Genomic DNA, 18718 nt, shown 5'->3' on the forward strand with positions numbered 1-18718 from the left:
CCGAGCGTGCGCGACAGCACATCGCGGCGGTACGCAGGCACGTCGCGCCCTTCGTAGTCGTAGAAGCCGCCGCCGCTCTTGAGGCCGAGCCGGCCTTCCTCGACCATGCGATCCACGATCGCAGGTGCGGTGTAGCGCGCGCGATCGATCGAGCCCGACATCTCGCGGCTCGCGTGATGCAGGATGTCGCAGCCGCCGAAGTCGATGAACTCCACCACGCCGAGTGCCGCGAAGCGCAGTCCGAGGCCGTAGCGCGTGGCCTTGTCGATTTCTTCGGCCGTGGCCGCGCCTTCCTCGATCATGCGCGCGGCCTCGTTCATGATGAGCGCCTGCAGCCTCGGCACGATGTAGCCCGGCGTCGGGCCGCACACCACAGGCAGCTTGCCGATCGACTCCATCAGCGCCTTGGTGCGCGCGAGCACGCCGGCATCGGTGCCGGCGTGGCAGCTCAGTTCGACCACCGGAATCACATAGGCCGGGTTGAGCCAATGCATGTTCAGGAAGCGCTCGGGCCGCCGCACCATCGCCGCAAGCTCGGTCACGAGGATGCTGCTGGTGGTAGACGTGAGGATTGCGTCGTCGCTGCAATGGCGGTTGATGTGCTCGAAGGCCTCGCGCTTGGCGTCGAGCGTCTCGGGGACGCCTTCGAAGAGGAGCTCGGCAGCGGCCAACGCGGCGGGCGCTTCATCGGCCTTGACCAGCTCGACGCGCGCCGCGATCGCAGGCACCTGCGCCGCATCGATCACACCAAGTTGCGACAGGCCCGAAAGGCTGGCGCTGATCTCGGCCTGGGCCTCGGCATGCAGCTTGCGCCAGGCTTCGTCGCTGCGCGGACGCAGATCGATCAGCGAGATGCGATGGCCTGCATACGCAAAGGCGATCGCAATGCCGCGCCCCATGCGGCCCGCGCCGACGGCGGCAAACCTCGGCAAGCTTTCAGTTGCCATCGTGCAGCCTCTTGCGCAGTTCCGCCGGCGTCAGCTTGTCGAGACCCAGCGCCTCGAGCGTTCGCGGGCCCTTGCGCAGGTCGCGGCCGAGGAAGCCGCCGACGATCGCCAGCAGGCCATGCGCGATCGGGGCATCCACGCCGGCATAGCGGGCGGCCGACGCGAGGAATGCCGAGGCCGAGCTCGGTGTCTTCGGTGATGTAGCGGTGCGTGTGCAGGTCGATGTTCTCGCGCCAGTCGCCGGACTTCACGAGCTGCTTGTGCGCATCGCCGTACATCCACCGGTCGTTGTTGTAGTGGTCCGCGAGCGGATAGTGCGGCACGCCGTGGCCGAGCGCCTCTCGCACCGCCATGCGTTCGCGGTCGAGCCTGTCGGTCACGTCCCGCACCGCAGGCTGCGTGCCTTCGTTGTGGATGTCCCAGCGCTCGAAGTGCTGCAGCGGCGCGGCGTTCATCACCATCAGCGGCGGGTGGATGATCGGGCCGGCATTCATCAGCGCGCCCGACAACGCATCGCCGCAGCCATGCACCGCCGGATAGGCCTTGCGGATGACCGCGATCGCCATCTCCTGCTTGCGCGCGGGATACACGCCGGTGGGGAGGTGGATCGCGCGGATGGTCACGTTCACTTCGCGTTCGCCGTGCTTGCGCGCAAGGTACGGCAGCGTGCCGGTCTCGGCCCAGGCCACGTCGGCGCGGTTGCCCGATTCGGCCACGATGCGCGCCATCACATAGCTGCCGAAGGTGCCGGGCGGCAGGAACACCACCTGCCCGTTCACCAGGTGCGGCGCCATCGCGCGTGCGATGTCGGCCTGCGCGATGGCGGGCGTGGGCAGCACGATGAGTTCGGCATCGTTCATCGCCGCACCGATGTCGGCGGTCGCCAGCGCGATCGGCACGTCACGCGCGCCCGCGGCATCCTTCAGCGTGATGGAGCCGGTGCGGATGACGGGCTCCAGCGCCGCCGCATCACGACGCCAGAGGCGCACTTCATGTCCGGCTTCAGACAGATCGGCGGCGGCCGCATAGGCGCCGTGACCGCCACCAAGAATCGCGATTTTCATAGGGCAACAGAAGAAAGATGAGGTGGGGAACCGGCCGCGGGAGCGCTTCCGGAGAACTTGATGCCCAAATACATTACTTTTCAACTGTTCATAAGTCAATTAATTTGACGTCCTATTCGCGTTTCCGATAGGTCCGCGGCAACGCCTGCCGTTGCGATCGGCAACAAAAAAGCCCGCGCTTCCGAAGAAGCGCGGGCTTTTGGATGGAACGGATGGTTCGCGTCAGCGGCTCGGCTTGAAGCCCCGCTTCTGCGCATCGCGCGGCACGAAGCCCCTGCCGGCGTCTGCATGACCGCGCGGCGCGAAGCCGTCGCGGCGGGGAGCGCCTGCTGCTGCACCACTGTGGGGAGCGCTTTCGCCCCAGCCCTGCTTGCGGCCATACCCCTCGTTGCTGCGTCCCCCGCCGAAGCCGGCATTCGGGCCGCGCGCGTTGCGGTCGTTGAAGCCGCTCGCATTGGCGTAGCCATTGCCGCCGCGATGGCCGCCGCCACCGAACTTGCGGTCACGCGAATGGCCGTCGCTGCGGCCACGGCCGCCGAAATCGCCTTGCGGGCGCGGCGGGCGCTGCTGCGGCTCGAGGCCCGGAATCACTTCCGACTTGAACTGCTGGCGGCTGTATTGCTCGATGTCGAAGATCCGGCGGCGATCGCGGAACTCGGCAAAAGTGACAGCGAGGCCGTCACGCCCTGCCCGGCCGGTGCGGCCGATGCGGTGGGTGTAGTCCTCGGCCTTCATCGGCAGGCCGAAGTTGAAGACGTGCGTGATGGTCGGCACGTCGATGCCGCGCGCCGCCACGTCGGTGGCGACGAGGATCTGCACCGGCCGCTGCGCAGCGCCATCAGGCGACGGTTGCGCAGGCCCTGACTCAGGGCCCCGTGCAGCGCGACGGCGCTGAAGCCGTCCTGCTGCAGGTCATTGGCGAGGCCGTCGCATTCGATCTGGGTGCTCGCGAACACGATCGCCTGGTTGATGCTGGTGTCGCGCAGCCAGTGGTCGAGCAGCTTGCGCTTGTGCTGGGTGTTGTCGGCCCAGAAGAGCACCTGCTTGATGTTGGCATGCTTCTCCTGCGGGCTGTCGATGGTGACGCGCTGCGGCTCGCGCATCACGCGGGTGGCGAGCTGCTGGATGCGCGGCGCGAAGGTCGCGCTGAACATCATCGTCTGCTGGCGATCGATGGTGAGCTGGTTGATCTCGGCCAGATCGTCGGCGAAGCCGAGGTCGAGCATGCGGTCGGCCTCGTCGACGACGAGAAACTTGACCCGGTCGAGCTTGATCTGCATCGAGCGCTGCAGGTCGAGCAGGCGGCCCGGCGTCGCGACCACGAGGTCGGCGTTCTGCAGACGCTGGATCTGCAGCTGGTAGGGCATGCCGCCCACGACGCTGGCGATGCGCAGGCCGCGGCAGTGGCGGACCAGATCGACCGCGTCGTGCGCGACCTGCTGCGCGAGTTCGCGCGTCGGGCACAGGATCAGCGCGCCGGGCGTGGCGGGCTTGAAGTTGCGGCTGTTGGTGGGGTCCTTGCGCTTGGGCTTCTTCGGCGGCGCTTCGCCACGGGCGGCGGCTTCGGCGGCCAGGCGCTGGAATTCGGCCTTGGCGGCGGCTTCGGCTTCGGCCTGGCGCTGCAGCAGCGTGTGCAGCACGGGCAGCAGGAAGGCCGCGGTCTTGCCGCTGCCGGTCTGGCTCGACACCATCAGGTCGACGAAGCGGGTCGCGCCTTCGCCGGTGCCGCTGACGCTCATGGCGCGGGGGATGGCTTGCTCTTGAACCGTGGTCGGCTGGGTGAAGCCCAGGTCTTCGACGGCGGCGATCAGCTGCGGCGCGAGGCCGAGCTTGACGAAGCCGTTGGGCTCCTTGGGCGCGTCCGCCTCGGCGGCATCGAGCGCTTCGAGGTCGGAGGCGGTGGAAATGGATACGGCTTCGCCGGAAACGGCAAAGCTGTCAGATTGCGCAGGCGCGAAGTCGCGCTGCGCTTCAAAAGCGTCAGTCATCAATGAGTCTCTTACGCGAGCGCTGCCGTGGGCGGCGCTCCGTCGGGTGGTCAAAAAACATCAACCATCCAACGACTTCAACCTCGACCTTCATCGAGGATGCGGCCCCATGTGCTGATAGTGAGCCAGTCAGCGGGCGCGATGTGCAAGATAGGGAGATGCGGGAGGAATCGCTGGCTTGATTGCAGTGCCAATTCAGCGAAGCTCGTAATTATCGCACGAGCCCGGGTTTTTACCTAATCTTCGATGCGAAGGAAGGTCTTGCGGTAGTGCTCGAGTTCGTCGATCGATTCGTGCACGTCGGCCAGTGCGGTGTGCGCCTGCTGCTTCTTGAAGGCGCTGAAGGCCGCGGGCTTCCAGCGCTTGGCAAGCTCCTTGAGCGTACTCACGTCGAGATTCCGGTAGTGGAAGTACGCCTCCAGCTTCGGCATGTACTTCACGAGAAAGCGGCGGTCCTGGCCGATGGTGTTGCCGCACATCGGCGAGCCGCTCTTCGGGACGTAGCGGGCGATGAACTCGAGCAGTTGCCGCTCCGCCTCGGCCTCGTCGAGGGTCGAGGTCTTGACCTTGTCGATCAGGCCGCTGCGGCCGTGCGTGCCCTTGTTCCAGGCGTCCATCGCGTCGAGGACCACATCGCTCTGGTGGATGACGAGCACGGGTCCTTCGATGCGGGGGTCAGATCGGGGCCGGTGACGACCACGGCAATCTCGAGCAGATGCTCTTTCTCGGGGTCGAGGCCGCTCATTTCGCAGTCCAGCCAGACGAGGTTCTGGTCGCTCCTGCCGAGCGTGGCCGCCTGTGCGGTCGTTTCGATGGATTCGGGCATCGGGCGATTGTCGTCGATGGCCCTGTCGCCGGGCGGGCTGCCCGCGAGGCGAAAGGCCGCGGGCTAAACTCGGCCGCCATGCCGACCTCCTTGCCTGCATCCCTCGCCTTCACCCTGGCATTCGCCCTCGCGCTGGTCGCCGGGCTGGTGGTGAAGTTCTGGCTCGCCACGCGGCAGGTGCGCCACGTGGCACGACACCGTCAAGCGGTGCCTGCGGCTTTCGAGCAGGCGATCGCGCTCGAGGCACACCAGAAGGCAGCGGACTACACGATCGCGAAAACGCGGCTCGGCGTGATCGAGATGGCCTGGGCCGCGGCGGTCCTGCTCGGCTGGACGCTGCTGGGTGGGCTGGACCTCCTCAACAGACTGCTCCTGGACGCCTTGGGGGGCGGAATGTGGCAGCAGTTGGCCGTGTTCGCCGCGTTCGCGCTGATCGGCGGCGTCCTCGAGCTGCCCTTCACGCTCTGGCAGACCTTCGTGCTCGAGGAGCGCTTCGGTTTCAACAAGATGACCTGGCGCCTGTGGATCAAGGACGCCGTCAAGGGCGTCCTGCTCGGCGCCGTGATCGGCCTCCCGCTCGCGGCACTGATCCTCTGGCTCATGCATGCCGCCGGCACTTTGTGGTGGCTCTGGACCTGGGGGGTCTGGATGGGCTTCAATCTTCTGCTGATGCTGGTCTATCCGACCTTCATCGCGCCGCTCTTCAACAAGTTCCAGCCGCTGGACGACGCCGCCCTCAAGACCCGCGTCAATGCGCTCATGCAGCGCTGCGGCTTCTCGGCGAAGGGCCTCTTCGTGATGGACGGGAGCACGCGCAGCGCGCACGCCAACGCGTACTTCACCGGCTTCGGCGCCAGCAAGCGCGTGGTGTTCTACGACACGCTGCTGCGCCAGCTGAACGCCGGCGAGATCGAAGCGGTGCTGGCGCACGAGCTCGGCCACTTCAAGCACCGGCACGTCGTGAAGCGGATGGCGGCGATGTTCGCGCTGAGTCTTGCCGGGTTCGCCCTGCTGGGCTGGCTTTCGGGCCACACCTGGTTCTACACGGGGCTGGGTGTGCAGCCGAATCTCTCGGCGCCCAACGATGCGCTCGCGATTCTCCTCTTCATGCTGGCGGTCCCGGTCTTCGGCTTCTTCGTCGCGCCGCTGCCAGTGCTGATTTCACGCCGGCACGAGTTCGAGGCGGATGCTTACGCCATCACGCAGACGAGCGGCAAGGACCTCTCCGCGGCGCTGCTCAAGCTCTACAAGGACAACGCATCGACGCTCACGCCCGATCCGGTGTTCGTCAAGTTCTACTACTCGCACCCGCCTGCGTCCGAGCGCCTCGCGCGCATGGCCGCGGCCTGATCCGGGAGCCGAAGCCATGAGCAGCATGCTGAAGATCAAAGACTGGAAGTCCCACCCGCGCCGCGCCATGAGCGCGACGGAGATCGTCGCGAGCCTCGCGCGGCTCGATGGCTGGAAGCTCGCGGGCGATGGCAAGGATGTGGCGATCGAGAAGACCTTCAATTTCGCGAACTACTTCGAGACCATCGCCTTCGTGAACGCTCTGGCACTGATCGCGCACAAGCACGACCATCATCCGGACCTGTCGGTGCACTACAACCGCTGCGTGGTGCGCTTCAACACGCATGATGTGTCCGGCATCTCGGCGACCGATTTCGAGTGCGCGGCAGCGGTCGATGCGCTGCTGGCAGGCTGAACCGATGGATCACGCCCTTGGCTAAGCAGCGTGGCAGCGGCGCGCACGACGCCGCGCTGCGTGACGGACTCGTCGTCGCGAGTCACGGCCGCCACTGCATCGTCGAGACGCCGGAGGGCGAGCGGCTGATCTGCCACCCGCGCGGCAAGAAGAGCCAGGCGGTCGTCGGCGACCGCGTGCAATGGCAGGCGAGCCAGGACGAAGGCACGATCGAAAAGGTTCTGCCACGCAGCAACCTCTTCTACCGCCAGGACGAGATCCGCACCAAGTCGTTCGCGGCGAATCTCGATCAGGTGCTGATCCTCATCGCGGCCGAGCCCGAGTTCTCGGAGAGCCAGCTCGCGCGCGCGCTGATCGCGGCGGAGGCCGAGCACATCACGCCGGTGATCGCGCTCAACAAGCGCGATCTGACGACCGCTTTCGCCCGTGCGTGGGAACGGCTGTCACCCTATCGGCAGATGAACTACCGGGTGCTGCCGCTCGCACTCACGGCAGCCGACGCCACGGACCGCGACGCGCTGATCGGGCTTTTCACCGGCAAGACCACGCTGGTGCTCGGCCCTTCCGGCGCCGGCAAGAGCACGCTCATCAATCGGCTGGTGCCGGGTGCCTCGGCGCAGACCGGCGAGATCTCGCAGGCGCTCAACTCCGGCAAGCACACGACCACGACCACCACTTGGTACTGGATGGACAAGGCGAGCGACACCGCGCTGATCGACTCGCCGGGCTTCCAGGAATTCGGGCTGCATCACATCGAAGCGATGCAGCTCGCGCGCCTGATGCCGGATATCGCGGCGCACGCGACCGAATGCAGGTTCTACAACTGCACGCATTTGCATGAACCCGGCTGCGGCGTGATCGCACAGGTGGAGACGGGCGCCATCAGCGCTTCGCGTTACCGCATCTACGGCGAGCTGTTCGCCGAGCTGAGTCAAAGTCGGTACTAGCCGCCGAGGATGTCTGAGAGCGCTGTCACCAGCGCCGCGCACTGGTCGCGGGTGCCGACCGTGATGCGCAGGTACTGCGCAATACGCGGCTGACGGAAGTGCCGCACGAGAATCGCGCGCTCGCGCAACGCGGCAGCCAGTTCGCCGGCATCGTGGCCGGGGTGTCGCACGAAGAGGAAGTTGGCCTGTGAAGGCAGGACCTCGAAGCCGATATCTTCAAGTTGCAGTGCGAGGCCCTCGCGGGTGTCGACAACGGCATTGCGCGTACGGGCGAACCAGCGCTCGTCCTCGATCGCCGCCACCGCACCGGCGAGCGCGAGCCGGTCCAGCGGATAGGAATTGAAGCTGTTCTTCACACGCACCAACGCATCGATGAGATGCGGCTGCCCGCAGGCGAAGCCCACCCGCAGGCCGGCCAGCGAGCGCGACTTCGAGAGGGTCTGCACGACGAGCAGGTTGGGATATCGGGCGATCAGCGGGATCGCGCTCTCGCCGCCGAAATCGACATAGGCCTCATCCACCAGGACCACGCGATCGGGGCAAGCCTCCAGCAACGCCTCGATGCGCGCCAGCGGCAACCCGATACCGGTCGGCGCATTCGGATTGGCGATGACGATGCCGGCGCAACCTCGGGACGCGCGCGTCGCGAGCGCGCGGTCGTCGATGTGAAGGCCCTCGTCGACCGGCTGCAGTTCGCACGCAATGCCATAGAGCTGCGCATAGACGCGGTAGAAGCTGTAGGTGACATCAGGGATCAGCAGCGGCTCGGCCTGCTGGAAGTAGGCGAAGAAGGCGTGTGCGAGCACTTCGTCCGAGCCGTTGCCGACGAAGACCTGCGCGGCTTCGAGGCCGTGGCGTGCAGCGATCGCTTGGCGCAGCACCAGGGATTCGGGGTCGGGATAGAGCTCGAGCCTGCTCTCGGCCGCGCGGCGGATCGCATCGATGGCCTCCGGCGACGGCGGGTACGGGTTCTCGTTGGTGTTGAGCTTGACCAGGTTCGCGATGCGCGGCTGCTCGCCCGGCACGTAGGGTTCGAGCGCCGCGATGCGCGGGCTCCAGAAGGTCGGAATGTTCGGCAAAGTGGGCTCCGCGCGGATCAACCCAACAGCCGCGCGAGCGTCAGGAGCGCCAGCAGGACCATCCACATGACGACGGACCGCCACACCAGGCCCACGACGCTGCGCAGATGCGCCGGTTCGGGCTCGCGCCCCGGTGTGCTGCCGCTGTCGGGCTCCCGTCCATCCCCGAACGATTCCCCGGCCTGCGCGCGGGACAGCGGATCGGTCACCGGAACCGCGCGCAGCGTGCCGCCGCCCAGCCGGACATTCACCGCACCGGAAGTCGCTGCGAGGATCACGCCATCGTTCTGGTTCGGGAAGCGGCGCGCATCGTTGCGCCAGCAGTCGATCGCCTCTTCGAAGCTGCCGACCACCGCAAAGCCCAGCGCCGTGATGCGAGCCGGCAGCCAGTCGATCAGCGCCCACGCGCGTTCGGCGGCCTGCTGGGCCCAGGTGCTCGATGGCTGCGTCGATGCGCCGCTCTTGTGCACCCAGTAGCGATTGACGAATTCACTCATCCGATAGAACACCGCCCCGGCCGGGCCGAGGCCGACCGCCGCGAGAATGGAGAACCACGCGAGCACGCCGAAGACGTGGCGATGCGCGGCGATCACCGAGTGCTCGATCACATGCCGCACGATCTCGCTGCGCGGGAGATTGACGGCATCGACATGCTGCCAATGCGCGAGAAGCGAACGGGCGAGCGGCTCATCGCCTTCGTCCAGCGCATCGCGGATGCCCGTGAAGTGATGGCTGAACTGGCGGAAACCAAGCGTGACGTACAGGATCGCGACGCTCCAGAGCACCGCGAAGGGCATGCCCAGGGTCAGGATCAGGAGCCAATGGACCGCCAGTGCCAGCACCGTCGGCACGAACACCGCGAGCGACCAGGCCACCCAGCCGTGGTGCGGCTTGCCCGCGTCGAAGTTGCGGCTGGTCCAGCGCGTCCAGGCGAGCACGCCGGCATAGACGGGGTTGCGGTACGCCAGCGGGCGGACTTGCTCGATCAGCAATGCGCACAGGATCGCAAAGAAGCTCATTTGTCGATGATACCGAGAGCCCCTTCCCGACAGCCCCCTCAGGCTGAAAGGAACCTGTAGAGGTTGCGCAGCATGCCGGCGGTGGCGCCCCAGACGAAGCGCTCGCTGGCGCCGTCCTGGTACGGCATCGACAGCCATTCGCGCGACCGCTGGTCGTCGTCCGTCATGGTGTGGCGGCGGTGGTTGGCCGGGTTCATCAGGAAGGCAAGCGGCACCTCGAAGGCTTCGGCGACCTCGTGCGGATTGATCGCCAGCTCGAAATCGGGCCGGACCAGCGCAACCACCGGCGTCACGATGAACGAGGTGATGGTCGTATAGGTCGGCAGCATGCCGAGCACCTCGATGTATTCCGCCGAAAGACCGACTTCTTCCCAGGCTTCGCGCAGCGCGGCCGCGGAGATGTTCGCGTCTTCCGGGTCGACGCGGCCGCCGGGAAACGCCACCTGGCCCGAGTGGTTCCTCAGGTGCGCGGTGCGCTCGGTCAGGAGAACGGTGGGCTGCTCGCGCGTGACGATCGGCACCAGCACGGCCGCCTGTGCCGGCGGGCGGTCGGTCATCCTTGGTTCGCGGCGCAGTTCCGGCGTCCACACCGGCGGCGTGGCGAAGCGGGCACGCAATGCGCGCACGGCCATTTGATCGGCCTGTACGGCCGGCAGGCCGGAATCGACGGATGTCACCGGCACCTCGCGAGGATCGAACGACCGGAGCGGCGCGGGCGGCACGACATTGATCGCTTCGATGGAGGATTCGCTCATGGCCGGTGGTTGATGGGTCAAGTGGATGGACTTTTCAAATACAACGAAAGAACAGCGCCGACGCAGGACACGGCGCCACGAAAAAATTCACGATTGCCCCGCCGAATGGCGGACCCAAAGCAAAAAGCCGCCTCGAATGGCGGCTTTTTGCATGGCAAGGAGAGGCCTCTTATTGAGCGGCCGCTGCGGACTTGCCGGGCAGCTTTTCCTTGATGCGAGCCGAACGGCCGCTGCGATCGCGCAGGTAGTACAGCTTGGCACGACGGACGTCGCCGCGGCGCTTCACTTCGATGCCGGCGATCAGCGGGCTGTAGGTCTGGAACGTACGCTCCACGCCTTCGCCGCTGGAGATCTTGCGCACGGTGAAGCCGCTGTTGAGGCCGCGGTTGCGCTTGGCGATCACGACGCCTTCGTAGGCCTGCACGCGCTTGCGGTTGCCTTCGACGACGTTCACGCTGACGATGACCGTGTCACCGGGCATGAATTCGGGGATCTTCTTGCCGAGGCGGGCGATTTCTTCCTGCTCGAGGGTCTGGATGAGATTCATGATTTCCTGATGTCGATCGTGCCCACGCTACACAAAAGGCGTCATTTGAAGCACCCCGGGGTGCCGACGCGGCTGGGCAGAGGATCGGGGAACCCGAGATTATAGCTTTTTCTTGAGGACTGCCTCGTCAGCCGCACTCAGGCGGCCCGCCCGGCGCGCGGCTTCGATGAGATCGGGCCGCTTTTGAAGCGTGATGACGAGCCGCTGGTCCCGGCGCCAGCGCTCGATCTGCACATGATGGCCCGACATCAGCACGGCCGGCACGCCCTCCCCGTTCCACTGCTCCGGCCGGGTGTAGTGAGGGCAGTCGAGCAGCCCATCGAGCTCAGGATTGAAACTGTCCTGCGCATGACTCGCCTCGTCGCCAAGCACCCCGGGCTGGAGCCGCGCGATGGCGTCGAGGAAGGCCATGGCGGCAATCTCGCCGCCGGACAGCACGAAGTCGCCCAGGCTGATCTGGTGCGTCACCCTGGCGTCGATGAAGCGCTGGTCGATACCCTCGTATCGGCCGCACACCAGGACCGCACCGTCGCTGGCGGACCACTGTTCGACCGTCTCGTGGCGCAGCGTTTCTCCGACGGGCGAAAACAGCACCACCGGCGCGGGGAGCCCCTCGCCGCGAGGGCGGCATCGAGGCACGCCGACAGCGGCTGCGCCATCATGACCATGCCGGGACCACCGCCGAACGGCCGATCGTCGACCCGGCGGTAGTTCCCTTCCGCGTAGTCGCGCGGATTCCAAAACACCACGTCGACCTGCTTCGACTCGAAGGCACGACGCGTCACGCCGCTCGTGAGGAGAGGAGCGAACAGCTCTGGAAACAGGGTGATGACGTCGAAGCGCATGACGGCGCCGGGCCCGCAGCGCCGGTCAGTAGTCGGGCTGCCAGTCGACCGTGATCAGGCGGCCGGCCAGGTCGACTTTATCGATGAAGGCCGAAACGAACGGCACCATGCGCTCGACCGGCTTGCCGTCTTCCTGCGCATCCAGGACCAGCGTGGTCTGGGGACCGGTCGCGAGCAGCTCGCGGACCGTGCCCAACGCAACGCCTTCCCGGTTCACGACGGCCGGGCCGATCAGGTCGACCCAGTAGTACTCGTCGTCGCCCGCGGTGGGAAAGCTAGATCGGGGGACGAAGACCCGCGCGCCCCGCAGGGCTTCGGCCGCATTGCGGTCGGGCACCTCTTCGGACGAGGCGACGATGCAGTCGGAGTGTTCCTTGGCTTCGCGGATCGGAAGCCGGAACGCGCGGCCTGCGGGAGCGCCCGGAGGCTGCAGGAACCAGCGCTTGGAAGAAAAAAGCGCCTCGGGTTCGGCGCTGTGGGGCAGGACCTTGAACCAGCCCTTGATGCCCCAGGCGTCGGCGATGCGCGCCACTTCGATCGCATCCGCCGGCAATTCGGCGGCTTCGAGTGTGGGCAGCATCGCCTGGCAGAAGTGGCTTAAGCCGCCTTGGGGGCGGCTGCGGCCGCCTGCTTGATCAGACGCAGGACGGTCAGCGAGGGTTGCGCGCCAACGCCCTTCCAGTAGGTCAGGCGATCCTGCGCGATGCGGATGCTTTCCTCGTTGTCCTTGGCGGTCGGGTTGTAGAAGCCCAGACGCTCGATGAAACGGCCGTCGCGACGCTCGCGCTTGTCCGAGACGACGATGTTGAAGAACGGACGGCCCTTGGAGCCGCCGCGGGAGAGTCGAATCACGACCATGATTTATCCTTCGGGTGGTGTGGCAAACCCAAACCCATTCAAAAGGTCCAAGGGCTCGCCCACGGAGTTCTTCCAGCGTCGAGACACGCGACATGGCCACCCGGCCAGCGACACGCCGAAAAGCCTGCGATTATAGCCCGTACCTGCTTTTTTCTACACCTGGCAGCGCCAGGACGTGCCAAATGACCCACATCCGACCCAGCCGCGACCAAGACATCGAGGCCATCACCGCCATCTACGCCCATCACGTCCTGCATGGGACTGGCACCTTCGAGACCGAGCCGCCCAGCGCCGCGGACATGGCGGCACGGCGCGCGGACGTGCTCTCCAAGAAGCTCCCGTACCTCGTCGCGGAGCGTGACGGCGAGCTCCTCGGCTTCGCGTACTGCAACTGGTTCAAGCCGCGGCCGGCCTATCGCTTCTCCGCCGAAGATTCGATCTACCTTGCCGACGACGCGCGTGGCCAGGGGCTCGGCTCGAAGTTGCTCGACGCGCTCTCCCAGGCCGCGGAAGCGGTCGGCGTGCGCAAACTCATCGCCGTCATCGGGGACTCCGCCAACGCCGGCTCGATCGGCGTGCACCGCGCACAGGGCTTCACCCACGTCGGCGTGCTCAAGGACTGCGGCTGGAAGTTCGGCGAGTGGCGCGACGTCGTCCTGATGGAGAGGGTCCTGGGCGAAGGCAGCTCGACCCAGCCGGAATGAAGAACAAGACCGTGGCCGCGTGGCTGGCCTTCCTCGGCGGCCCCTTCGGCCTGCATTGCTTCTACCTTCGCGGCCTCTCGAGCACCCTCGGGTGGCTGCTTCCGATCCCGACGGCGCTCGGCCTCTACGGCATCGAGCGCGCCCGGATGTACGGGCTGGACGATGGCCTGAGCTGGGTCTTGATCCCGTTCCTTGGATTCACCCTCTCGGGTTGCGCGCTGACGGCCATCGTCTATGGCCTCATGACGCCCGAGAAATGGAACGCCCGCTACAACGCTGACGTCGCCTCGGCCGCCGAGTCCACGGCCGGGCGCACGAACTGGTTCACCATCGGCGCCGTCGTGCTGGCGCTTCTCTTCGGCAGCACCGTGCTGATGGCGAGCTTGGCGTTCAGCTTGCAGCGCTATTTCGAACACGAAGTCGAAGAAGGCCGCAGGATCTCGCAGTAAGACGCACCGGGCGATCGCGTTCATGAACGCTAGTAAGAGCCCGGTGGCGGTTTCAGGCTGCGCTTGAAGCGCCGCGCCGTGGGCGACATGCCGACGATCCGTGCGCGTGCGGCGCCGACGAGCCCGCCGACAGCGGCCTTGCAGGCATCCGCCAACATCGATTCCCCCGGATAGGAGGGCGACAGCCCGCATTTGCGCATCAGCCGGCTCGTCTGGTGGATGCGGGCCAGCCTGCGCGTGACCGAGGTGTAGAAGGTCACGCCGATCGAGATCGACAGGCGGTTGCCAGGGCCGACCCAATCCGTCCCGGACCGCGTCATGTGCGGCGAGGTGCTCGGGAAATAGATCGCATCACCCGGCCCCGCGTCGAACTCGAGCGCGCGGGGCATGAATTCTTCCTTGAAGCGCACCTTGCGCAAAGACTGCGTGACGATGAAGTCCTCCACCCCGTCGGCCGGCACGATGGAGCGGTCCCGATGGTCCCAGACGTCCAGGGTCTTTCGCCCGTGCAGCTGCAGCCAGAAGTTGTTCTCGCGATCGATGTGGAAGGGCGTCACCGAGGGTGGTGCGGAGAAGAACACGAAACCGTTGACCAGAAAAATGTCCGGCTGCTCGCGCTCGACCAAGGCGCGCATGGAGCCCACGATCGAATGGAGCAGGTCGTCGTAGCGCGGGATGACTTCGATGTTGTAGAGGGCAACCGACGAGCCCGGCTCCTCCATGCGCTGGAAGAATTCCTCGAGGCTGCGGCCGTCCGGGTGCCGGCTGTCGTGCGCGATGGCTGACGCCACCGTCATGCCTTGCCTCATGAATCGGCATTGCTCTCGGGGAGCGAGCTCCATGGCGAGCTTCACCAGTTCCGGCACCTGGAAAAGCGGATGCTCGTGGAAGTTGTGATGCAGCGCCGCGACCCCATAGGTTGTGAAGCCCTGGGGATCGTCAGCCCATACCCGGTAGGTCGTGGCCGCAGGCCTGACCGCGTTGTCTCCGCTCGCGTACATCGCACACCTCCTCCATGAAGGGCGGGGCCTGCCGAAGAAGGGATTCAGGCAGGCATCCCAGCACGGGAATGCAATACTTTTGCATTAAGTGTGAATTCGAGATGCTGACGCTCAACTGACCGCTGGGGCAGCTGTACGGAAGAAGCAAGTGGAGCGCCGGGAGGCGCTCAGAGGACCTGCATACCGACCCAGTACGCGATCGCAGCCACGAAGGCCGATGCGGGGATCGTCAGAACCCAGGCCCAGACGATGTTGCCGGCGACGCGCCAGCGCACCGCGCTGGCGCGCTGCGTCGAGCCCACGCCGACGATGGCGCCCGTGATCGTGTGCGTGGTCGAAACCGGAATGCCGAGCGCCGTCGCCAGGAACAGCGTCAGCGCGCCGCCGGTCTCGGCACAGAAGCCGCCCACCGGCTTGAGCTTGGTGATCCGCTGGCCCATCGTCTTCACGATGCGCCATCCGCCGAACATCGTGCCGAGCGAGATGGCCGTGTAGCAGACGATGATCGTCCACGTCGGCGGGACGGGTGCGTCGGCCGCCGCGTAGCCGGTGGCGATCAGGAGCATCCAGATGATGCCGATGGTCTTCTGCGCATCGTTGCCGCCATGGCCCAGGCTGTATGCACCTGCGGAGACCAGCTGCAGCCGCCGGAACCAGCTGTCGATGCGCGATGGCGTGGAGTGCCTGAACAACCAAGCGACCAAGACCATCATGAGCGAACCCAGCATGAATCCCAGCAAGGGCGACACGAAGATGAACGCGACCGTCTTCCAGATGCCCGCCGCGATCAGCGCGCCGACGCCGGCCTTGGCGATGACCGCGCCCACGATGCCGCCGATGAGCGCGTGCGACGAGCTGCTGGGAATGCCGTAGTACCAGGTGACCAGGTTCCAGGTGATCGCCCCCACGAGCGCGCCGAACACCACGTGCACATCGACGACTTCCGGCTGCGCGATCCCCTTGCCGATCGTCGCGGCCACGCTCAGATGGAACACGAAGACAGCCAACAGATTGAAGAAGGCCGCGAAGACCACCGCCTGCCCCGGCCGGAGAACGCCGGTCGACACCACCGTGGCGATGGAGTTCGCGGCGTCGTGGAAGCCGTTCATGAAGTCGAAGAGAATGGCCAGCACGACCAGCACCACGACCACCCAGAGGGCGACTTGAACCGATGCCATTCGAAGCCCGCGGTCAGGAGTTCTCGAGGACGATGCCCTCGATCACGTTGGCAACGTCCTCGCACTTGTCGGTGATCGTCTCGAGCAGTTCGTAGATGGCCTTGAGCTTGATGACCTCGCGAACGTCGGGCTCCTCGCGGAAGAGCTTGCTCATCGCGCTGCGCATCACGCGGTCGGCGTCCGACTCGAGCCGGTCGATCTCCTCGCAGGTCTTGAGCGTCGCCTCCGCCTTCACGGGGTCGGTGATCTTGCCGAGGAACTCGACCGCATCCTTGACGCGCTCGCAGCACTTCACGCTGAGCGCGGTCAGGCGCGTGATTTCCTCCGTCATGTGACGCACGTCGTACAGCGCCATGGTCTCGGCCGAGTCCTGGATCAGGTCGGCCACGTCGTCCATGGTGTTGATGAGCTTGTGGATCTGCTCGCGGTCGATCGGCGTGATGAAGGTCTTGTGGATCAGGCGGTTGACCTCGTGCGTGACCCGGTCCGCCGCACGCTCGGCGTTGTCGACATCGCGGTTGTACTGCTCACGCAGGTGGAGGTCGCTGTAGTTCGCCACGAGGTGTTCAAACGCGCGCGCGGCTTCGACGATGCGGTCGGCATGCTGGTTGAACATCTCGAAAAATTCCCCTCCCGGGGCAGCAGCTTGCCGAACATGGCGCTCTCCTGAGTTCGCGGCGGTCACAGTCATTTTTTGTGACACCTTCGTGAAAAAACCGCGCAAGTGTAATGGGCAGCCCTGGGCGCCGCTCTCAGAGCCGTTCGATCCGCTGGTCGGCCACTTGGCGCAACTGCGCCTGCGTGACGCGGCCCGGGGCGATCTCGGCCAGCGGAAGCAGGACGAACGCGCGCTCGGCGATGCGCGGGTGCGGGAGCGCCAAAGCTTCCGTCGCCATCGTGACGTCGCCGTGATACAGCAGATCGAGGTCGAGGGTGCGCGGCGCATTCCGGTACGGCCGCTCGCGGCCCGCACCGAGCTCCAGACGCTGGAGCTCGCGCAGCAGGGGTTCCGGTTCCAGCCCGGTTTCGAGTTCGACCACGGCGTTGATGAAGTCCGGCCCGGTCGCATCGACAGGCGCGCTACGGTAGAGCGACGAGCGCGCGACGACCCGCGTTTCAGGCAGGGTGTCGAGGTCGGCGATGGCGTGCAGCACTGCTGCGCGCGCATCACCGAGGTTCGCGCCGATCGCGACGTAGGCGCGAACGGTCATTCCGCGGCGCCGCTCGCGCCTTCGCCACCGCCACCGCCACCGCCATCGCCACTGCGCGGCTTGCGCCGGCGACGGCGCTTGCGCGCAGGCGCCAACGCGACCTCGCCGTCGGGCGGCAATGCGGCACTCGCCTCCGCCGCGGGCGTGGCGACCGGACGGGACGCGGCCGTGCCGGCGGATCGCGGCGCACGCTGGCGGACCTTCTTGTGCTGCTCGTCGCGAACCTGGTCCATCAGGTCCTGCCGCCGCACATCGTCGGCCGTGCTGAACTCCTGCCACCATTCGGCGATCGCCTCGCCGATTTCACCCACATCGGCGCGCAGGCGCATGAAATCGAAGGCGGCGCGGAAGCGGGCCTGCTCGACCAGGCTGTACGGCGTGGCGCCGCTGCGCTTGTCGAAGCGCGGCTGCATCATCCAGATCTCGCGCATGTCGGCACCAAGCTTGCCGCGGCCGGAGACATCGCCGATGCGAGCATTGAACACATCGTCGATCGCATCCTGCAGCGCCGGGAACGGCGCCATCGGACGTTCGCCGCCGCGCGGCTGCATGCGCTGCGCCCAGCCGTCGCGGACGTCGGCCCACAGCACGCACGCGAGCAGGAAGCTCGGTGCCACGGGCTTTCCCTCGCCCACGCGGCGATCGGTGTCCTGCAGGGCGGCGCGGACGAAAGGCTGATCGGCCCGCTCGACCACGATGTCGAGCAAGGGATAGATCCCGGTCGACATGCCGAGCGCACGGAGCTGCTCGACGGTCGCGACCGCGTGGCCGGTCTGCAGCAGCTTGAGCATTTCGTCGAACAGCCGGCTTTGCGGCACATCGGCGAGCAGCTTGCTCGACGCCAGCAACGGTGCGGCCGTCTTGGGTTCCAGCTTGAAGCCGAGCGCGGCCAGCTTGGCCGAGAAGCGGATGGCGCGAATGATGCGGACCGGGTCCTCGCGATAGCGCGTGGCCGGGTCGCCGATCATGCGCAGGGTGAGCTTCTTCGCGTCCCGGATGCCGTTGTGATAGTCGACCACGATCTGGCTGGCCGGGTCGTAGTACATCGCGTTGACCGTGAAGTCGCGCCGGGCGGCGTCTTCCTCCTGGGGGCCCCAGACGTTGTCGCGCAGCACGCGGCCGCTCGCATCCACCGCGTGCTTCATGCCGGCCAGCTCGCCCTTGCTGGTGCGTTCGTTGCCCAGGACCTGCTCCGCGCCGTTGCTGTCCATGTAGGCGCGGAAGGTCGAGACCTCGATCACCTCATGCTCGCGCCCCCGGCCGTACACCACGTGCACGATGCGAAAGCGCCGGCCGATGATGAAGGCACGCCGGAACAGGCCCTTGACCTGCTCCGGCGTTGCGTTGGTCGCCACGTCGAAATCCTTGGGGCGAAGGCCGAGCAGCAGGTCGCGCACCGCGCCGCCCACCACGTAGGCCTCGAAACCGGCGTCCTGGAGGGTGGTCACGACGTTACGAGCCCGCTCATCCACCAGTGCCGGATTGATACCGTGCACCGATGCCGGCACCTCCTGGCGCTTGCCGAAACGGGCCTTGCCGCGCGTCGCGGCGCCGCCGGACTTGCCAAGGAGCTTGTCGATGAATTGCTTGATCAT

15 protein-coding genes and 6 pseudogenes are annotated in these 18718 nt (G+C 66.5%); 5 read left to right on the top strand and 16 right to left on the bottom strand.

Annotated elements, in window-relative coordinates; all coding sequences use genetic code 11:
• Positions 1-8: 8 nt before the first annotated feature.
• From ACQ858_RS16315 to orn, 4 pseudogenes are all read right to left on the bottom strand, one after another.
• Positions 9-947: pseudogene (locus ACQ858_RS16315) on the bottom strand (3-hydroxybutyryl-CoA dehydrogenase); the annotation flags it as partial.
• Positions 937-2011 (bottom strand): annotated as a pseudogene (locus ACQ858_RS16320) (NAD/NADP octopine/nopaline dehydrogenase family protein). The pseudogenes ACQ858_RS16315 and ACQ858_RS16320, both read right to left, overlap by 11 nt.
• A 222-nt stretch (positions 2012-2233) precedes the next feature.
• Positions 2234-3999: pseudogene (locus tag ACQ858_RS16325) on the bottom strand (DEAD/DEAH box helicase).
• A 236-nt stretch (positions 4000-4235) separates the two neighbouring features.
• Positions 4236-4825 (bottom strand): annotated as a pseudogene (gene orn, locus ACQ858_RS16330) (oligoribonuclease).
• 90 nt (positions 4826-4915) lie between these two features.
• Between orn and ACQ858_RS16335 the strand changes: the two are divergent.
• From ACQ858_RS16335 to rsgA, 3 genes are read left to right on the top strand one after another with little or no spacing between them, the layout of a single operon-like run.
• Positions 4916-6175, top strand: a complete 1260-nt coding sequence (locus tag ACQ858_RS16335) for a M48 family metallopeptidase (protein ID WP_431273711.1) — start codon at positions 4916-4918, stop codon at positions 6173-6175.
• A 16-nt stretch (positions 6176-6191) separates the two neighbouring features.
• Entirely contained in the window at positions 6192-6530 is a 339-nt protein-coding gene (locus tag ACQ858_RS16340) for a 4a-hydroxytetrahydrobiopterin dehydratase (protein ID WP_431273712.1), read from the top strand.
• Positions 6531-6547: 17 nt separating this feature from the next.
• The gene (gene rsgA, locus ACQ858_RS16345) at positions 6548-7477 is read left to right on the top strand and encodes a ribosome small subunit-dependent GTPase A (RefSeq protein ID WP_431273713.1); all 930 of its coding nucleotides are present in this window, start codon (positions 6548-6550) and stop codon (positions 7475-7477) included.
• On the opposite strand, the gene hisC is transcribed toward rsgA, so the two are convergent.
• The 7 genes and pseudogenes from hisC to rpsP form a co-directional block, all read right to left on the bottom strand.
• Positions 7474-8547 carry a histidinol-phosphate transaminase gene (hisC, locus tag ACQ858_RS16350; RefSeq protein WP_431276882.1) on the bottom strand — a complete coding sequence of 358 codons (1074 nt, stop codon included), beginning with the start codon at positions 8545-8547 and terminating at the stop codon, positions 7474-7476. The genes rsgA and hisC overlap by 4 nt on opposite strands.
• A 26-nt stretch (positions 8548-8573) precedes the next feature.
• Positions 8574-9575: a CobD/CbiB family protein gene (locus tag ACQ858_RS16355; protein WP_431273714.1), complete on the bottom strand. Its 1002-nt coding sequence runs from the start codon at positions 9573-9575 to the stop codon at positions 8574-8576.
• Positions 9576-9613: 38 nt separating this feature from the next.
• Positions 9614-10330: a CoA pyrophosphatase gene (locus ACQ858_RS16360; RefSeq protein WP_431273715.1), complete on the bottom strand. Its 717-nt coding sequence runs from the start codon at positions 10328-10330 to the stop codon at positions 9614-9616.
• Positions 10331-10499: 169 nt separating this feature from the next.
• The gene (gene rplS, locus ACQ858_RS16365) at positions 10500-10877 is read right to left on the bottom strand and encodes a 50S ribosomal protein L19 (protein ID WP_431273716.1); all 378 of its coding nucleotides are present in this window, start codon (positions 10875-10877) and stop codon (positions 10500-10502) included.
• A gap of 99 nt (positions 10878-10976) precedes the next feature.
• A pseudogene (trmD, locus tag ACQ858_RS16370) lies at positions 10977-11722 on the bottom strand (tRNA (guanosine(37)-N1)-methyltransferase TrmD).
• Between the two features lie 25 nt (positions 11723-11747).
• Positions 11748-12302 (bottom strand): ribosome maturation factor RimM, encoded by a 555-nt coding sequence (gene rimM, locus ACQ858_RS16375; protein WP_431273717.1) that lies wholly within the window; start codon positions 12300-12302, stop codon positions 11748-11750.
• A 17-nt stretch (positions 12303-12319) separates the two neighbouring features.
• Positions 12320-12580, bottom strand: a complete 261-nt coding sequence (gene rpsP / locus ACQ858_RS16380) for a 30S ribosomal protein S16 (protein ID WP_431273718.1) — start codon at positions 12578-12580, stop codon at positions 12320-12322.
• A gap of 182 nt (positions 12581-12762) precedes the next feature.
• Between rpsP and ACQ858_RS16385 the strand changes: the two genes are divergently transcribed.
• Both ACQ858_RS16385 and ACQ858_RS16390 read left to right on the top strand, forming a co-directional pair.
• On the top strand, positions 12763-13284 hold the full coding sequence (locus ACQ858_RS16385) for a GNAT family N-acetyltransferase (RefSeq protein WP_431273719.1): 522 nt from the start codon (positions 12763-12765) through the stop codon (positions 13282-13284).
• Positions 13281-13733 (top strand): hypothetical protein, encoded by a 453-nt coding sequence (locus ACQ858_RS16390; RefSeq protein ID WP_431273720.1) that lies wholly within the window; start codon positions 13281-13283, stop codon positions 13731-13733. The genes ACQ858_RS16385 and ACQ858_RS16390 overlap by 4 nt, the downstream gene beginning before the upstream one ends.
• Positions 13734-13762: 29 nt before the next feature.
• Here the strand turns inward: ACQ858_RS16390 and ACQ858_RS16395 are convergent, their stop codons facing one another.
• The 5 genes and pseudogenes from ACQ858_RS16395 to pcnB form a co-directional block, all read right to left on the bottom strand.
• Complete coding sequence (locus tag ACQ858_RS16395) at positions 13763-14734, bottom strand: JmjC domain-containing protein (RefSeq protein WP_431273721.1); 972 nt, start codon at positions 14732-14734, stop codon at positions 13763-13765.
• 167 nt (positions 14735-14901) lie between these two features.
• Positions 14902-15912: an inorganic phosphate transporter gene (locus ACQ858_RS16400; protein WP_431273722.1), complete on the bottom strand. Its 1011-nt coding sequence runs from the start codon at positions 15910-15912 to the stop codon at positions 14902-14904.
• Positions 15913-15925: 13 nt separating this feature from the next.
• A pseudogene (locus ACQ858_RS16405) lies at positions 15926-16569 on the bottom strand (DUF47 domain-containing protein).
• Between the two features lie 95 nt (positions 16570-16664).
• On the bottom strand, positions 16665-17123 hold the full coding sequence (folK, locus tag ACQ858_RS16410; protein WP_431273723.1) for a 2-amino-4-hydroxy-6-hydroxymethyldihydropteridine diphosphokinase: 459 nt from the start codon (positions 17121-17123) through the stop codon (positions 16665-16667).
• Positions 17120-18718: a polynucleotide adenylyltransferase PcnB gene (gene pcnB / locus ACQ858_RS16415; protein WP_431273724.1), complete on the bottom strand. Its 1599-nt coding sequence runs from the start codon at positions 18716-18718 to the stop codon at positions 17120-17122. The genes folK and pcnB overlap by 4 nt, the downstream gene beginning before the upstream one ends.

It is taken from the genome of Variovorax ureilyticus (assembly GCF_050632185.1).
Classification (GTDB): Bacteria; Pseudomonadota; Gammaproteobacteria; order Burkholderiales; family Burkholderiaceae_C; genus Variovorax; species Variovorax ureilyticus_A.

Coding starts and splice junctions, on each gene's coding strand:
- ACQ858_RS16340 (WP_431273712.1), top strand. CDS start 6,192: ATGAGCAGCATGCTGAAGATCAAAGACTGGAAGTCCCACCCGCGCCGC.
- ACQ858_RS16385 (WP_431273719.1), top strand. CDS start 12,763: ATGACCCACATCCGACCCAGCCGCGACCAAGACATCGAGGCCATCACC.
- ACQ858_RS16360 (WP_431273715.1), bottom strand. CDS start 10,330: ATGAGCGAATCCTCCATCGAAGCGATCAATGTCGTGCCGCCCGCGCCG.
- ACQ858_RS16400 (WP_431273722.1), bottom strand. CDS start 15,912: ATGGCATCGGTTCAAGTCGCCCTCTGGGTGGTCGTGGTGCTGGTCGTG.
- folK (WP_431273723.1), bottom strand. CDS start 17,123: ATGACCGTTCGCGCCTACGTCGCGATCGGCGCGAACCTCGGTGATGCG.
- ACQ858_RS16355 (WP_431273714.1), bottom strand. CDS start 9,575: ATGAGCTTCTTTGCGATCCTGTGCGCATTGCTGATCGAGCAAGTCCGC.
- rpsP (WP_431273718.1), bottom strand. CDS start 12,580: ATGGTCGTGATTCGACTCTCCCGCGGCGGCTCCAAGGGCCGTCCGTTC.
- ACQ858_RS16390 (WP_431273720.1), top strand. CDS start 13,281: ATGAAGAACAAGACCGTGGCCGCGTGGCTGGCCTTCCTCGGCGGCCCC.
- ACQ858_RS16395 (WP_431273721.1), bottom strand. CDS start 14,734: ATGTACGCGAGCGGAGACAACGCGGTCAGGCCTGCGGCCACGACCTAC.
- rimM (WP_431273717.1), bottom strand. CDS start 12,302: ATGCTGCCCACACTCGAAGCCGCCGAATTGCCGGCGGATGCGATCGAA.
- pcnB (WP_431273724.1), bottom strand. CDS start 18,718: ATGATCAAGCAATTCATCGACAAGCTCCTTGGCAAGTCCGGCGGCGCC.
- rplS (WP_431273716.1), bottom strand. CDS start 10,877: ATGAATCTCATCCAGACCCTCGAGCAGGAAGAAATCGCCCGCCTCGGC.